Genomic DNA, 15,488 nt, shown 5'->3' on the forward strand with positions numbered 1-15,488 from the left:
GGGCATATTCAAGATATGGCAACCGCCAACGTACCCCGCACGGTCACGTTCGGGCCGCTCTACTCGGGGCAGGCCTCGAACCTCGTCTATACGGTCCTGGACAGCGCCGGGACCGCCAGGATCGGCCCGACGACGGGCACGGGCGTCGCGGAGATGACCGACGCCCTCGGCAATGCGACGACCGGGTCTTACGCCGTCACCCTCGCCATCGACCCGGCCTGGCTCCCCTGCACGGAGAAGTACGCGATCGTGGGGAAGGCGGGGGTCGGCGTCCAGGGGACGTTCGGCCTCGAGGCGATGCCCACGTCGATCGACAGCAGCGGCAAGGTCGCCCTTCAGGATGCGTCGATCGCCACGGCGACGTTCGCGACGAATGCCACGATCCCGGCCGTCGCCTCCGTCGTGGATAGGGCGAATTTTACGCTTTCTACGTCCGAGCATGAGGCTATCCGCTCGGACATGGACGCGGCGACCACGGCCTTCTGGTCGGCTCCGGCGACGTTCGAGAACCAGGACGACGTGACCGCGCCGACGCGCGAGGATTGCCTCGCCGGTGCCTGGACGGTTGCCTATGCCGCGTGGGTCGACAACAGCACGTCGACCCCGCCTCAGCTCGTGCAATACAAGCCGGGGGGCGTCGGTTCCGGCACGGTGCGCGTCTACAACCTGACGAACAACACGAACGGCCAGCCGGTCGCCAGGAGCTGAGCGTCTATGCCGGGCTTGGTGACAATCGGTTATGGCACGGGCGGGGTCGTCGGCTCGCCCGGCATCGTCACGATGGGGCTCGGCTCCAACGCGCCGATCGCCGCCGACGCGTTCAACCTCATCACGGTCGAATACACCGCGAACATCCTGGAAGCCGCGGGGGTCGTCATGACCCAGGCGCAGCGGGACGTCCTGCCTGCGCTGATCACCGCGGCGAGCAAGGAGATCGAGCGGTTCTGCAACCGGCCGTTCGTGCTCCTGAATTACGACGAGATCGCGACGCCCGAAGGGGGGCGGCAGGATCGGGGGGAGCCGGCGAGCTTCATGCTCTCGAGGCATCCGGTCAAGTCGATCGCCAGGGTCCACACCGGCCGCGCGACCGCCCTGCGGATCCGCAACACGGATCAAGGTTTGAACCAGTATGCGACCGTCCAGTTCGCGGCGGTTGGGGACGTGGATTACCTGGACCTGCAATACACCGGGATCTTGCTGAACCGGGTGTCGTCGGGGACGCAGACGAGCCGGATCCTGACGTTCGCCGAGTACGGCACGGTGCAACTCCTGGCCGACGCGATCAACGGCCTCGGATACGGCTGGGAGGCGACCGTCACGGCGGCGGGCCTGGCGTCGAACGTCGGGCGATTCCCGTCGGCGGACCTCGTCGGTCTCCGCGAGCCCAAGAACGCCCTGGGCGATGGGGCGGGGGTCGACCTGTTCATGAAGGCGGCCTCGCAGTTCGACATCGATCGGGCCACGGGGATCGTTCGGGTCTACGGCTGGGACGGCTTCTCCATCGGCTTCGGCGGCGGCTGGGGCGATCCCTTCGGCGCCTCGTGGGACGGCCTGGCCGACTACGGCGGCGGCCAACTCGGCTGGGGCCAGTTCCGCGTCAGCTACCAGGCGGGTTATTCGGTCATCCCCGAGCCGATCCAGTTCATCTGTGCAGAGCTCGTCAAGGTTGCATTCGATCGCATGAAGATCAACCCCTACGTCGCCTCCGAGACCCTGGCCGGCGCCGAGCATTCGATCTCATTCCGCGAGATCGCCACGGGGATGACCGAGGAAATGCGTCAGCAGCTCACCAAATACAAGGACTATCACGTCTGATGGCCAAGCAGCTCATCATGCTCCCCGACACGGGGAGGTCGATCGTCTACGCGGCGATCGTCGCGCACCTGAAGTCCGACCCCTTGCTCAAGTCGGTCCGGCCGGCGATCCAGTGGCAGACATTCATCGACGACGGCCCGTCGAACCAGACGGCGGTCGAGAACACCGGACTCCCCTCGATCAACATCACGCCCGTCGCGATGCCGGCGAACCAGGAGGCGCAGACCCTGCAGAACAGCCCGCTGGGGATGAGACTCATCATCACCACGCCGGGCCTTGATGCGAGGGACGCGCTCAACCTCTGGGGGGCGATCGAGCGGGCACTCTTCCCGGGCGACGGCAGCAAGACCTTGAATAACAGCATCCGCGAGGCCCTCCACGCGGGCTCCGTGCAGCAGGGCAAGCCCCTCGGCTCGCTCCAGACGATCAATCTCTCGCAGCCCGGCGTCTTCAGCGGCGCCAACAATCCCCAGTCGGGCCTCCCGTCCTGCATCACCGCCGACGGATATATCGTCGCGTTGATGACCGTCCCCAAGTAACTTTCTCCGAGGCAATCACACAATGGCCAGACAGTTCCTGCGTATCACCCCGGAGACGAGCTACGGGGTCTTCAATTCGAGCGGCGTGAAGACGATCATCCAGATCGACCAGGCCAACCCCTTCTCGATGCGGCCGACGCCGATCAAGTGGGCGATCCGGTCGGCCGGCGGCTACAACAAGCGGATCCAGACCGGGTCGTCGAAGGTTTCGTACAACGGCACGCTCAACACGCTGATGTACGGCAGCCAGATGGCCCAGATCTTCCCGCTGATCGCCGAGACGAACCCGACGACCCTCTCGTCGTTCACGGTCGATCATTGCCTCCTAATGGACGATAACTCCAACACCAAGGTCTACCGCCGATACCTCGGCGTGATGACCCAGCAGGCGCAGATATCGGCGAGCGAGTCGAATCAACTCATGCGGCTGCAACTCCAGCTCATCGCCCAGAAGGACGCTGCGATCACCGCGAGCGACTTCCCCGAGCCCGCGGTGGGGGCCTATCCGTACGACGCCCCTTACGTCTTCGAGATGTCGTCGGGCACGTTCACTCTGGGGTCGTCGCGGGTCGAGTTCGAGGAGTTCAACCTGACGATCCAGAATATTCTGGACCCGAGGTTCTTCGCCTCGCAGTACCTGACGCGCTGCAAGTACTGCGGCCGAGACGTGAACTTCTCGACGAGGTTCCCTTATGTGACGACGGTGGACCGGGCCAACTTCGAGTCGGTCTCGTCCGTCGCCGCGTCGATCACGTTCGCCAACGGCGCACACTCGATCGGCATCAATTTGCAGTCGAACAACTTCTACGCGAACGTGCAGGACGACCTGGCGCTCGACAAGGTGCACCTCCAGTCGATCGACATGGAAGCCTACCTCGACGTCACCGCCGGCACCGACGCCACGTTCACCGTGAGCTGACGCCGGCCCTACTCTTATCAGGAGTTGAGTAACGATGTCCGAATCTGAAACCCACGTCGCGCCCGGCGATCCCAACGCCGGCGCGGCGATCGTCCTCCGCATGCTCCAAGGCGCCCACCCGGAGGATGCCCGCGCCGTGAGGGACTGGTTCACCTCGATCCCCGGTCGACTCGAGGAGTTGACGCACGAGCGGGACGAGTGGAAGGAGCAGGCCCTGGGCCTACTCTTCGGCCATGAAGAATTGCTCGCGGATCTGCGCGAGAAGACCAATTACGTGAACAAGCTGATCGCGGACCAGGAGCGAAAGGGGGAGCTGATGGGCGAGCGGCTCCGGTCATTCGCGAAGGCCCTCGAGTCGGTCGTCCAGCACCACGTCCCCCGCATCCTTGCCGAAACCGTCGACCTGCAAACTGCTTGATCGGGTAACCCATGGCGAATCCGCTAGTCATTGCGAGCGCGATCCTCGAGGTCGGGACGAATGGCATCCCCAATGCGCAACAGCAGTTGGGGGACCTCAAGCAGAACCTCGACGATCTCAGGAAAGCCCAGGACGCCGGCACGATTTCGATGGGGGATTACCTCCGCGGGGCTGCCGCGCTCTCGGGCCAGATCGGCGAGATGGAGAGGGGCGTCCAGCTCGCGGAGAAGGCTGTGAGGAAATATGGATCGGCCACCGAGGCCGCGACGGTTATGGGGAAGAAGGCGAAGGAATCCACCGATGGCTTGAAGTCGGGATTCGGTTCCTTCGCCATGACAGCGATGTCGGTCTCCCAGGCCGTTGATGACATCCAGTACGGATTCAAGGGGGTCATCAACAATATCCCGCAGATCGCGTCGGGATTCGCCAGCATCGCCGGACTGAGCCCCGGGGTGGGCATGCTCGTCGGCGCCGTGGCGCAGGTCGGCGGCGTGATCCTCGAGAAGGCCTTGCCCGCGCTCGAGGACATGGCCGTCAAATACGGCCTGATCGAGGACGCCTCCCAGAAGGCGATCGACGAGGCCGTCGGCGATCTCGATACGCTCGAGGCCCGGATCAAGGCCGTCAACGACAAGCCCATCAAACTCGCCGTCGACAAGCTCGAGCTCGAAGCGGCTCAGAAGCAGCTCAAGGGGTTCAAGGATGGTCTGAACTCCTTCGAGAGCACGTCTAACCTACGGTCGTCGCACCAGCAGGAGGCCGGCCGCGAGGCGAAGAAGGCCCTCTCCGAGACGGGGAGGGCCGATGAGATTATGCGGAAACTTCGTGCGGAGGAGTTCAAGAAGCTCGAAGCCCAGGTCAAAGAATCAAAGCAAAATGAGATTGATGAGGTTAGTCGCGAATACGACAAACACTATGAACAATTCATAAAAGATCCCGATGGCAACGTTCTGCTTAACGAGAAACTGAACCAGCTCGCAGAGCGAAAGAAGGAATTGGAGGACGCGCGACCAGAAGCCTTGCGTCAGGCCAGTCTCGCGAACGAGAAGCAGGCCGAATCCTTTATCGGCGACCTGGCCAAGAGGACCTTCGAGGGCAATGACGCGACCGCCAGGGAACAACTCGCGGCGAAGCTCGATGCGATTGGGGAGAAGGCTCCTGCCAAGACAATCCGCGAGACGACCCCGGAGACGGTGAAGACCAACGCGGAGCAGAAGGAAGCGGATCGCACCGGGGCGGCAGCCTTCCGCGACAGGATCCAGGACCAGTTGGCAGACCATGATGCTATGGCCCCTTGGGCCGAGAAGCTCGTGGCTGCGCGCAAGGCCGGGGGCATGCAGGTCGACGGAAAATTCCAGGATATGAACCTAGCCCAGATCCAGGAGCGTTTCAAGACCCTCATCTCGAACGTCTGGGAAGAGGGACTCAGCGAGCAAGATAAGAAGAACAAAAAGCTACATGAAGAGATGAGGGGACTTGCCAACAACTATGTGAAGGCGTTGGATTCCATGGCGAAGGGGCTCGAGCAGACGGCCAACAGAAAGGCCAAGGAGGATGTCCAGAGCCCGCTCGAAGGTTTCATCAGGGGCAATCGACTCGAGGAGAAGGCGACCGCCGACATGAAGGCGAAGATCGCCAAGGGCATGGCCCCCGAGCAGGCCTACAACGAGACAGCGGCCGGCCTCGAGGACACTCTCAATGAGTTCACCAAGAAGAGGGGCAAGGATTCGGCGGCCGTCCGGGATCAGAACCGTGAACGTGCTAGAGCGATCGCGAATCGCGCGGACGGCAATCTCACCGAGGAGTCGGCCGGGGCCAAGCGGAAGGACACGAAGTATGGTGAGGAGCTTTTCGGCATCTCAGCCGACACCCTGGGGACCGATCAGCAAATCGGCATGATGATCGCCCAGCTCAACACCAGGGCCGAGCAGATGCAGGCCCATGGTATGAAAGCGCCTGATGAGGAGCAGATCAAGCAGCACATCCTGGCCACCATCAAGCAGTGGCTCCACCGACGGACCGGGGAGAACGGCCGGGTCATCAAGGACAGGTCCGGCAAGGTCTTCGACCCGAATCCGAGGATGGATGAACAGGCCACGAACGAGACGGCCGAAGCCCTCTACGAACGCGCCAACAAGAATCTGGACAAGCAATACTACGGCATCACAAACCATATGCTGAATAACAGCCAGCGGCTCATCCAAATCAACAACTCGATGGCATCTCAATGGAACACGATGCTGCAGGAGGCCTTCAACCAGAGTTCGCAGATCGGCAACTTAGACGCCCGGGTGCGGAGACAAAGCTTGTCCACTAAATCCAGGGGTACTCGGACTGGCCGATCTGGATAATATCAGTATTTAAGCGTACCAATAACAGTTGAACGCGAAATGTTTTACAACCACGTCATCGACGAGAGTCAATGATCCCCTCCCATGAGCGACACCTTCACGATCGCCGGCGTCCCGGTCGACCTCAATGCCGAGTTTGCCGACCCGATCCGGTTCTCGGAGAAGTTCGGGGCGATCCCCTCGCTGACGATCCAGAAGCGGGGGGTGGCGCTGCCGGGCGTCGACCCCTGGGTCGGCAAGGAGATCACATGGACGAACAATGGGACGCTCCGATTCGTCGGCGACGTCGTCAGCGTCACACCGAGCTTCTCGGGCGTCGGTTGGGTGCTGACGTATCAATGTCTCGGACTGAGGAATCGGCTCGACTGGTTCCCCCACACGGATAGCAACACGGGGGTCGACTCCAGCCAGTTCAACCTCATGGCGGAGAACTCGCTCTACGACCCAGTGAGGGCGGGGCGGACCGTGGGCCAGATCCTCGGCGCCGTGCTCACGATGCCGACGAACGCGGCCTGGTGCAACCTCTGCGGCATCGGCAATTACACGGGGCTGCCGACCGCGCCGGTGCTCCCGAGCGTCACCACGGCCGATCTCGCCGCGATGAACGTCATCCCGCCCCACGAGATCAACGTCAACGGCGAGAAGTTCGGGGCGGCCCTCGACGGCTTCGTCCAGCAGTGGGCCCCGAACTACCGGATGTGGATCGACCCCGGCGGCAACTTCCGTTTCAAGGACCTCCGCACGTTCCCCGCCACGACCTTCACGATGGGCTCCGACCCCGTCGAGCCCACCGACCTCTCGCGCGACGTCGGCGAGTGCTTCCAGCGCGTCGTCGTGCGGGGGCAGCCGATCGCCGTGCTCGCCGTCCTCAAGCTCTCCGACGGCGACATCACCGAGAATTTCGCACATGATGGCCTGACCAACGCCCAGGCCAAGGCCGCCTGGACCCCCGCCGATTTCCAGCAGCCGGGCAAGGCGCAGGACACCGGCTCATGCACCTGCACGACGACCACGACGATCGTCGTCACGAGCTCGGTCGGCTCGACCTTCTGGGGGGCGAACTACTGGGACCAGTCGCATCAGCAGGGGTGGATCAACGTCTCGTCGTCGACGCTGCCGGGGTACACGCAATACTGGTCGGCCCGGATCGTCGCCTGCTCGGCGCTCTCGCCCGGCGGTTCGTCCACGATCACGATCGATACCCCCTTGCCGGATACGTCGTATAACAAGTACACGATCACCGGACTGGCGACCGGCGGGTCTGTGGTCTGGACGCAGTATCAGATCACGAACACGAATCTATGGCCTCGGGTGACGAGGCAGACGACGTATCCGCAGCCTCTCGTGAGCCCGGGGGGCGGCAGCGTCTCTCTCACGTCGTCGGCCGTGGGGATCATCCTCTGGTCTCTGAACGGCAGCCCTCCTTATATGTCGTTCCCGAGCTGGTTCACGTTCAACAGCACGACGGGGAACGTCCGCTTCTCGTCGCCGACGTGGATGATCGCGAACAACGCGCCTCCGGCCGACGTCTGGGTGGCCTTGCCGATCCAGACGAATCCGAACACGGCGATCGAGCCCCCCGACGTCGGCTCCGTCCCGCAGTTCGAGGGTACCTCACACACCGTCGACGGCCTCTCCAAGACCCTGACGGTGACCCAGGACGACTGGCGCGACCCGGCCTCGCTGCCCCAGGTCCAGGCGTATGCATCCGACTTGCTCGACACAATCAAGGATGCGGTGATCGAGGGCTCGGTCGTGTATTACGGCCTCTACGCCCCGGCCCTGACGTTCGGCATGGGCGTGAACGTCGCGGGGGCCGACGGCGGAGTCCTGACCTACACCACCGGCTGGGAGGCCGCGAATCTGCCCGTGACGGGCGTCGACCTGGACTGGACGCAGGGGGAGGGCATGCTTTATCGCACAACCCTTCATTGCTCCAACCGTAAAGATCACTGTACTGCCGAGATGTTCATGCACCCCCAGCGCACGGGCCTGCGGATCGGCACCGAGAGCGAGGTCTGGAACCCCTACAACATCCCCCAGCCCGGCTCCGACAAGGGCAAGCACAAGGACGACGAGCCCCGCGGCCAGCGTGAAGACGGCGATCACGACGCGGAGAAGGAGGGCGACGATCTCGCCAACGCCGGCATGGGAGGCGATGGCCTCTTCCAAACGGATCTCGGCGCGTACATGCAGAGCATCGGAGCGGATCCGGCCTCGTATGGCCTCGACTTCGGCCCGAGCAGTTACGCGGGTATTCCCGGCCGCGGCAGGAAGAAGGACGTGACGCAGCAAGGCAAAGCCAAGGACGCGGCGGCGCCGAAGGCTCCCGATCAGCCCAAGCCCGACGCCAACGCCAAGGCTCCTGACAACGCGGCGGCCAATCCCGATGGGAAGGCCAAGGCCGCCGATCAGGCCAAACCCGCCGATGGAGCCAAGAAGGACGAGAAGGCCAAGAAGGACGAGAAGGACGAGAAGGCCAAGAAGGACGAGAAATCGCAGGACGACGCGAAGAAGAAGCAGAACGGACTTCGCCCCAGCCCCGAATTTCAGAAGCGGAAGGACCGCGAAGATGCGGCCAGGAAGAAGGAGAACACCGATCACTACGCGGCGGCCAGGAAGAAGCTCGATGATGAGAAGCGGGGCAACAACCTATCCGATCCAAACCTTCGCGATAAGGCCTCCGATGTCGCGGCCGGTCATATCACCGAGGACGAGGCCAGGAACGAACTCAAACCTGAAGAGCAGAAAGCCTTTGACAAATACCTGGCTCATGCGAAGAAGTACAAGCCCACCGACGATCTCCAGGCCGACAGAGTCAAGGCCCGCGAAAACATGACGGACGCCGCCGCGCCCGAGTTGGAGAGGAAGGCCGGCGTTCGGGACGAACTCCAGCGCTCTTTCGGCAATATGAGCGTGGACGAGTCCAATCGACGTGCGCGGGAACGCGAAGACTTCATGGACCACGGCCCGCAGGCCAAGCAGCGAGCCGCCAGAGAGGAGGCGATCAAGGCGGGTCAGAAGGATGCCGCCGAGCGCAGGGCCATCTCCTCGCCGTACGACAAAATCCTCGCCAACACCCCCAGCGGCCCGGCTCGAGACGAGGCCATCCGCGAGCGAGATGATCGGCTCCAGCACTTCGACGCGAAGCACAATGCGGACCCGTCAGCCCTGGGCGATTACTGGGATCGGAAGATCGAGAACGCCCCCGACAGCGAGAAGCGCATGAGTTACGAGAGGTCTCGCGATGACGACCTGAAGAAGCGAGCCGCGCAGCCCCCAGAGCATCCAACCCGCACGGCCGCGAGGAACCAGCAGATCGAGCGTGACCAGCGCGAGGCCGCCAACAAGCAGCGTGCGAACGAGCAAGCGACTCGCCAGAACGACATGATCCAGGCCGCCGACAAGAAGAAGTCTACCGGAGCCGCAGAATGACCAAGAGCCAGCAACCTCACGACGTCTGCATCCGCGCGCACCTCACGTCCTGGACGGGCTACGGCCGGATCGCGGCCTGGCTCGGGAGGGGGCTGGAGGCGCTCGGGGTCCGCGTCGCTTATGAGGATATGGGGGCGGATACGACCTATTTCGACAGGAGCGATTACGTCAACGAGCGGGTGATCAAGAAGTCGGGGCTCCCCTGGGTGCTGCACCTGGCGACGCCGATGACGCCGCCGTTCGACGATCGCAAGCGTGTTCTTTTTACCATGTGGGAATCTTCGAGGCTCTCCCCGAGGTCGGTGGCGGCATGCAACCGCTCCGAGGCCGTGGTGGTCCCCTGCGGGGCGAACGCCGACTGGTTCAGGGCGTCGGGGGTCTCGAGGCCGATCCGCGTCGTGCCGCTGGGGATCTCGGCCGAGGAGGGGTATGGAGACGACGGGACGCCGCCGCCCGCCGATGTCTTCCGGTTCGGCATGGCCGCGAGGATGAGCCACGGGGGGATCCGCAAGGGGCTCAACGAAGGGGCCTCGGCATTCGTGGATGCCTTCCCCCGCGAGGTCGAGGACGTGCGGCTCGAGGTCAAGGTCTGGGAGGACTGCCTCCCCGCCTTGCACCTGCCCGACGACCCCCGCATCCGCGTCGTCACCAGGCCGATGGAGCCGGCTGAGATGGCCGCCTGGTACCGTTCGCTGAACTGCCTGCTCGTCCCAAGCAAGGGGGAGGGCTGGGGCATGCACACCCACGAGGCCATGGCCTGCGGACGGCCGGTCATCGCCGCACGCTGGGGGGGCACCGCGCATTTCTGGGACGGGCGGTTCGGCTGGGAGCTCCCGCACATGCTCCGCGACGCCGGCGAATTCTACTCCGGCCAGGGCCGGTGGTGCGTCCCCTCGCACTACGGCATGGTCGACGCTTTGAGGTCGGCTCATGCGAGCCGCGCCGAATGCGTCGCGAGGGGCCGCGCCGCCGCGTCGAGGGCGGCCGAGTTCACCTGGGACCGGACGGCCCGCGAACTCCTCGCCGTCCTCGAAACCATGGACCTCCTCCGCCCCGCCACCCCCGAGGCCGCCTGACCATGGGCTCCGACTTCAACTCGACCACCGAACTCCGCATCTGCCGCCTCGAGGACGCCGTCAACGCCCTCTCCCTGAAGCTCTCCCAGGTCGCCCGCGACATCTCCGCCCTCCAGCAATCCTTCATGCAGATGGCGGGCTCGTTCGGCTCGCAGAACGGCGGGGCCGCGACGGGCGCCAGGCCCGCTCGAACCGGCTCGGGCGGCATCTCCGCCGCCAGCGGCGTGACCCCCGGCTCCGGGACCGTCACCCTCTACCGCATCGACAGGAGCACCGGCAACCTCACGAGCCTCGGCACGGCCACCTGCTACTCGTGGTTCACCACCGTCACCGGCTCCGGCGCCAAGAATATCATGGTGACCCGCGACCCCGAGGGTAACTACTGGGTCTTTTCGGAGGACTGCTGAGCATGGCCATCAAGCGAAGTCCGGGCTGCAACTGCTGCGAGTGCTCTGAAGGGGGCTCGCTCTGTGTGACACTGTACTTTCCGTGAGAATGTATATGTCATGCTGCCAGGCTGAGCAGCCTGGCAGCGACGGCCTGAATCTCCTCCTCGGTGGCCCCCGGGCGTAGAACCGCGCGGATTTCCTCGCCCAGCAGCGCATGACGCCACGCCCGGCGGCTTATCCGCGTGGCTCGGGCGACGCGACGGGCTGTCCCACGGCGAGGCCGAGCGGTCTACCAACTCCCCATCCTCCCTCGACCACGCCCACGCCTCGGTCAGGGTGAACGTCCACAGGCAGATGTGGAACGACCCGACGTTCGCACGGATCAACCGCACCTGCTGTTGCCCGGCCCCGACGACCTGCTTGCAGTCGCGGAAGGCGATCTCCAGGCTGAAGCGATCGGCCACCATCCCCAGGATCTCCGCCACGCTCGCCCGCGTGTCGGTGCAGAAGTACGCCCTCCATCCCTTCGGCTCGTCCACCAGGACCACCCGGATCGCGCCCCCGGCCGGCCTCCAGGTCGCCGTGAACGTCTTGTAGCGCTTGACCACATCTTCCCCGTAGAGCTCGAACGTGCCGGTGGACCAGCCACGACGCTGGCCGGCCCGCTTGGCCAGGTCGATCGCATCCGGGCCGTAGGTCGGGGCCGGGCCGCGTCGGCCCGGCGGCTTCGGCCCGGGCAGGGTCCGCAGGGCCGCATCCCTGCGGAGCCGGCTCACGACCGTCATACCCAGGGACTTCGCCGGCTTGAGGAACCCCTCTTGGCATAGGCTCCGTCGGCAACCACCCAGATCGGCAGGCCCAGCAGGTCGAGCCAGGACTGGGCCCATCGGAGCAGCTCGACGGCCATCTGCAGCTTGGTGCGGAACTCGGGCCGGTGCCGGGGGTCGATGGCCGGCAGGTCCGCCTTGCGGACGTAGAGTCGGGACAGCAGGGGCAGGGCCACGACGCCCCTGGCCGGGTGCGTCGCCAGGAGCCCGAGTACGACGAAGACGTGGCCGTAGACGTAGGGGGAGCCGGCCGGGCCGGGGTGGGGTTGTGATGGACGCCGGCCCCCTGGACGTGCGGGCCGTGCCGCTTCGTCGGGGTGTCATCCAGGGCGAGGACCAGCCGGGTGGACCCCGGAGCAGCGGCCTGACCGCCGCGATGAGCAGGCGTGCGGCGATGCGATCGGCCTCCTTGCCGGCGGCGGCCGCGGCGGTGTAGCAGGAGCGGAACTCGTCGCCGAGGCCGGCGGCGCGGATCCAGGCGGTGACGGTGCGTCGGCCGCGGGCGAGGACGGCGCCGAGGAGCAGGAGCGCGAGCCTCGGTGCGGTCCGGCGATCGAGGACGTCGGCGAGCCATGCGAACCACTGGCAAGGGGCGGGCGTCGGATGCGAGGATGTCATGGGGGCCGGCTCCGCTCGGGGTGTCAGGCAGTGTGGTAACCGCCATCGTCCCGCCCGGGCCGGCCCCCGTCTACTCGCCACATCTCAACCCTACGCATACTTCAAGTCGCGGAAAGTACAGTGTGACAGCCACGACGGGTTGTTCGGCCCCGAACGACAAGGTCAATGCCTCGGTCATTCTTCAGACCAAGGACGCAACACCCGTAACCGTGGCGAACTGCACCACGACCGGGCAACTGATATCGGTCACACGCACTGCGACAGGTTCAGGTTATACCGACGGGACAGGCTATGCTCTCGGCATCTCCGGCGGGGGCGGCTCAGGCGCGACAGGCACGTTCGATGTCGTCGCGGGCCGAGTGACCAATATTCAGGTGACTAATGGGGGATCAGGATACACGTCGAATCCGACAATCAGTTTCCCAGGAGCCGGAGGAGCCAATGCCGCCGCGTCGGCGTCGACCTCCAGCCGATGCTGCTTGAATAGTATCCCGGTGGGAACCTACACGCTCTCCGTCGGGATCCCTGGCTCGACGAAGACCCAGGACGTCACGATCCTGTGCAAGCAGACGACGAACGCGACGACGAGTTTCGCCTCGCCGTCTCCGGGCGTGGGCACGCTCTGCGCCACTTATTTCAAGTGCGCCTCTGCAGTGGGTGGGCAGCAGATCGTACCAGGTACCGGCTCGGTGACGTTCTCGGGTCCCGGCGGCATCGTCGCATCCGGGTCGTTCGACGGGGCGGGGAAATTCTGTGCGGTCGTGGCGGCCGGAACCTACACAATCATGATTACGGGGTCGACGGGGGCCACGTTCAGCAAGACGACCAGCGTTTCCGCATGCTCGTCGGGTGGATGGAACTTGGTCACGATCGACCAATTTTGCGCCGCGGTCCTAATCCAGACTGATCCGCATACCCTGGGTTGCACAGGTCATGTCACAGTCTCCTATGACGATGGGACCTTCCTCGGAGAATGCGACATCACACTTACCGAAGAAGTTTTTGCGCAAGGGGTTTGCTGCATCGACATCCCCGAGACACCGATGCCGAACTTCGCGAAGAATTTCGTCGTTCAGGTCGACTTCCCCGAGTATTCGACCGGGCCCAACACTTTCAACATGCTCCAATGCTACCCCGAGACCGACGCCGCGCTCTTCATTCTCGGCGACTGGGCAATACCTCTTTGCTGAGGCATCAATGACAGAGACCTTGCCGAACCGACCTACTGTTGTGTTCCCGCCCGAAACCTGGGAGCGACGCTACGGCGAGGAGAGGGAAACGATCTTTGTCCCGATCGCGGCCACCGCGCAGGCTCGCAACCTCTTGGCCGAGCGATTGGCATTAGTCAACGCGTGCGACTATCGCACTGATTCTCTCAAGGAATGCTCATGCAAGGGGCGGAAACACTGCGGACTCGGCCGGGGACAATTTCCGGCCGAGCCCTGGGCAGTGACGTTGGCGGATTGCTTGCGATGCGTCGAGGCGGAATAGGCTATTTAGCTGACTGCATGCCGAGTTGGGCATCAAGGAACGGCGCCATCGCGTTGAACGGCAACGTCCCAGACGCATCGAAATTCTCGATGGTATCGCTGGTGATAAGTCCACTCTTCAGGAAGACCGAGATGAGTCGCCTGTCGCCGGTGAGCTTTAACCCAGAGGTGTCGCCTGCGGCCGGGTAGCTCGGCGACCCAGCGGGCATCGGGAGTGTGTACGGGACATTTGAGTTCACCGTTGGCGAAAAGACGTCAGTGCTCGAAGTCAACCAGAGATGATAGAAAGGTTCGCTGAACGCGGTGGGCGTCGAGTAGATCGTCTGCGGGAGGACCTGGCCATCGGCGTTGACCATGAAGTCCACGTAAAGCGAATAGGGATCGACGTGGAACCGCGATCGCTCCTGCGTGGTGTTCCACGTGGTCGCGTCGATGACGATGCCGCCTGGGATTTTGGTCTCGCGAGCACCGCGGGTCGGCACGGGCCTCCGCTTGATGGTGTAGGCGAGGTCTTGCGTCGCTTTCTGGCTATTAAGTCCAACCCACGTGAAGGACGGAGTATCGGTGGACATGCCGTCGGGATCGGCGAGGATCACGTTCTCCAGGGTCCCCTTCCACTTTTCGGACTCCCACTCGCTGATATTCGGCGAGGTTCCGGAGACGACCTGATCGGCGACGGTATCCGGGACGATGTTGTAATCCTGGTTGAATCCATCGAAGCCTTCGTCGATGTATCCGTCGCCATCGTCGTCGGTGCCATTCACCAGGAATAGGAATTCCGGGTTATGGGTGCCCATCTTGTTGCCACCTGCTAATGTGTCGTAATATGTGCGAGCGACGGGGGGGGCCGTCCCGGGAGGGCCGATATTGACGAAGAGCTCGGGGTTCTGGCCGTTAACCGTGATCGGATTGACGGTGCATGGCCCGACTACCGTGTAAGAAATGCCGGAGTTATTGATCTTCAGCTTGTCGCCGATCCGGATGTTCCAATACCACGAGGTCGGCGAATTGGGGATCGCGGTCGTGCCCACCAAGTAGCCGCCTACGTAGGGCGCTTCCTCGATCATCAGAACTTGCTGGAGGCCTGAGTTCTGATCCGGATAAGGATAGTAGCCATTGTTCACGTTGGGGTAGATGGTCGGGAAAGTACCAGGGGGCGTAACGCCGCCACCAAGCATCGGGGCAATCGAAACCTTGCCTTCCGCGTAATCCGCCGCCGGCTCAATCTCGATCATGCGGTCGTAGGCGAGCTGCTGCGTCCCGGGGGCGCTGCCGCTGCCCATCGCTGGTAAGGTCAGTGTCACTGAGGGGAGTAGTCGAACCCCGCTAGGCTGGTTGGTCCGGATCGCCCTGTCGCCCGCGCCAACGAAAGCCGCTTGCACGATGCGGGCCGCTTCCGTGATCTTGTTCTGGTTTACCGAGTTCACGACGGTCGGGATGGTGGCCACCGTCAAGAGGAGGATGATCGCTATCACGACCAGAAGTTCAACGAGTGTGAATCCCCTTCGCTTCCTTAACTTGCCGATCGGAGAACGCCTCGTTTCAGTCGCATTGGATCTCGCGGATCGATTTGTCATTCTCGGTCTCCGGGCCAAGCCGCTCCCACAGGAA

The 15,488-nt window shown here is 63.9% G+C and carries 11 protein-coding genes and 1 pseudogene; 10 read left to right on the forward strand and 2 right to left on the reverse strand.

Going from position 1 to position 15,488, the window contains the following annotated elements; translation table 11 throughout:
• Positions 1 to 15: 15 nt before the first annotated feature.
• The 9 genes from ACOYYX_RS06915 to ACOYYX_RS06955 all read left to right on the forward strand — a co-directional run bounded on the left by ACOYYX_RS06915 (position 16) and on the right by ACOYYX_RS06955 (position 10,960).
• Positions 16 to 708: a hypothetical protein gene (locus ACOYYX_RS06915; RefSeq protein ID WP_422929198.1), complete on the forward strand. Its 693-nt coding sequence runs from the start codon at positions 16 to 18 to the stop codon at positions 706 to 708.
• A gap of 6 nt (positions 709 to 714) precedes the next feature.
• Positions 715 to 1,815, forward strand: coding sequence for a hypothetical protein (locus tag ACOYYX_RS06920; protein WP_422929199.1), 1,101 nt, complete (start codon positions 715 to 717; stop codon positions 1,813 to 1,815).
• Positions 1,815 to 2,354, forward strand: coding sequence for a hypothetical protein (locus tag ACOYYX_RS06925; RefSeq protein ID WP_422929200.1), 540 nt, complete (start codon positions 1,815 to 1,817; stop codon positions 2,352 to 2,354). Before ACOYYX_RS06920 ends, ACOYYX_RS06925 begins: the two co-directional genes overlap by 1 nt.
• Positions 2,355 to 2,376: 22 nt before the next feature.
• The gene (locus ACOYYX_RS06930) at positions 2,377 to 3,273 is read left to right on the forward strand and encodes a phage tail tube protein (RefSeq protein ID WP_422929201.1); all 897 of its coding nucleotides are present in this window, start codon (positions 2,377 to 2,379) and stop codon (positions 3,271 to 3,273) included.
• A gap of 34 nt (positions 3,274 to 3,307) precedes the next feature.
• Positions 3,308 to 3,691: a hypothetical protein gene (locus ACOYYX_RS06935; RefSeq protein WP_422929202.1), complete on the forward strand. Its 384-nt coding sequence runs from the start codon at positions 3,308 to 3,310 to the stop codon at positions 3,689 to 3,691.
• 11 nt (positions 3,692 to 3,702) lie between these two features.
• A complete protein-coding gene (locus tag ACOYYX_RS06940) occupies positions 3,703 to 6,042 on the forward strand; it encodes a hypothetical protein (protein ID WP_422929203.1) in 2,340 nt (779 codons plus the stop codon).
• A gap of 84 nt (positions 6,043 to 6,126) precedes the next feature.
• Positions 6,127 to 9,477, forward strand: coding sequence for a hypothetical protein (locus ACOYYX_RS06945; protein ID WP_422929204.1), 3,351 nt, complete (start codon positions 6,127 to 6,129; stop codon positions 9,475 to 9,477).
• Positions 9,474 to 10,553 carry a glycosyltransferase gene (locus tag ACOYYX_RS06950; RefSeq protein ID WP_422929205.1) on the forward strand — a complete coding sequence of 360 codons (1,080 nt, stop codon included), beginning with the start codon at positions 9,474 to 9,476 and terminating at the stop codon, positions 10,551 to 10,553. Before ACOYYX_RS06945 ends, ACOYYX_RS06950 begins: the two co-directional genes overlap by 4 nt.
• A 2-nt stretch (positions 10,554 to 10,555) precedes the next feature.
• On the forward strand, positions 10,556 to 10,960 hold the full coding sequence (locus ACOYYX_RS06955; RefSeq protein ID WP_422929206.1) for a hypothetical protein: 405 nt from the start codon (positions 10,556 to 10,558) through the stop codon (positions 10,958 to 10,960).
• 97 nt (positions 10,961 to 11,057) lie between these two features.
• Here the strand turns inward: ACOYYX_RS06955 and ACOYYX_RS06960 are convergent.
• Positions 11,058 to 12,387: pseudogene (locus ACOYYX_RS06960) on the reverse strand (IS701 family transposase).
• Between the two features lie 122 nt (positions 12,388 to 12,509).
• On the opposite strand from ACOYYX_RS06960, the gene ACOYYX_RS06965 reads away from it, so the two are divergent.
• On the forward strand, positions 12,510 to 13,577 hold the full coding sequence (locus ACOYYX_RS06965) for a hypothetical protein (RefSeq protein ID WP_422929207.1): 1,068 nt from the start codon (positions 12,510 to 12,512) through the stop codon (positions 13,575 to 13,577).
• 302 nt (positions 13,578 to 13,879) lie between these two features.
• On the opposite strand, the gene ACOYYX_RS06970 is transcribed toward ACOYYX_RS06965, so the two are convergent.
• On the reverse strand, positions 13,880 to 15,403 hold the full coding sequence (locus ACOYYX_RS06970; RefSeq protein ID WP_422931599.1) for a pilus assembly FimT family protein: 1,524 nt from the start codon (positions 15,401 to 15,403) through the stop codon (positions 13,880 to 13,882).
• Between the last annotated feature and the right edge of the window lie 85 nt (positions 15,404 to 15,488).

The organism is Singulisphaera chitinilytica, from assembly GCF_049331405.1.
Lineage (GTDB): Bacteria > Planctomycetota > Planctomycetia > Isosphaerales > Isosphaeraceae > PoT.

What these genes read in the sequence shown, in the direction of transcription:
- ACOYYX_RS06915 (WP_422929198.1), top strand. Translation starts at nt 16, where the DNA reads ATGGCAACCGCCAACGTACCCCGCACGGTCACGTTCGGGCCGCTCTAC.
- ACOYYX_RS06920 (WP_422929199.1), top strand. Translation starts at nt 715, where the DNA reads ATGCCGGGCTTGGTGACAATCGGTTATGGCACGGGCGGGGTCGTCGGC.
- ACOYYX_RS06925 (WP_422929200.1), top strand. Translation starts at nt 1,815, where the DNA reads ATGGCCAAGCAGCTCATCATGCTCCCCGACACGGGGAGGTCGATCGTC.
- ACOYYX_RS06930 (WP_422929201.1), top strand. Translation starts at nt 2,377, where the DNA reads ATGGCCAGACAGTTCCTGCGTATCACCCCGGAGACGAGCTACGGGGTC.
- ACOYYX_RS06935 (WP_422929202.1), top strand. Translation starts at nt 3,308, where the DNA reads ATGTCCGAATCTGAAACCCACGTCGCGCCCGGCGATCCCAACGCCGGC.
- ACOYYX_RS06940 (WP_422929203.1), top strand. Translation starts at nt 3,703, where the DNA reads ATGGCGAATCCGCTAGTCATTGCGAGCGCGATCCTCGAGGTCGGGACG.
- ACOYYX_RS06945 (WP_422929204.1), top strand. Translation starts at nt 6,127, where the DNA reads ATGAGCGACACCTTCACGATCGCCGGCGTCCCGGTCGACCTCAATGCC.
- ACOYYX_RS06950 (WP_422929205.1), top strand. Translation starts at nt 9,474, where the DNA reads ATGACCAAGAGCCAGCAACCTCACGACGTCTGCATCCGCGCGCACCTC.
- ACOYYX_RS06955 (WP_422929206.1), top strand. Translation starts at nt 10,556, where the DNA reads ATGGGCTCCGACTTCAACTCGACCACCGAACTCCGCATCTGCCGCCTC.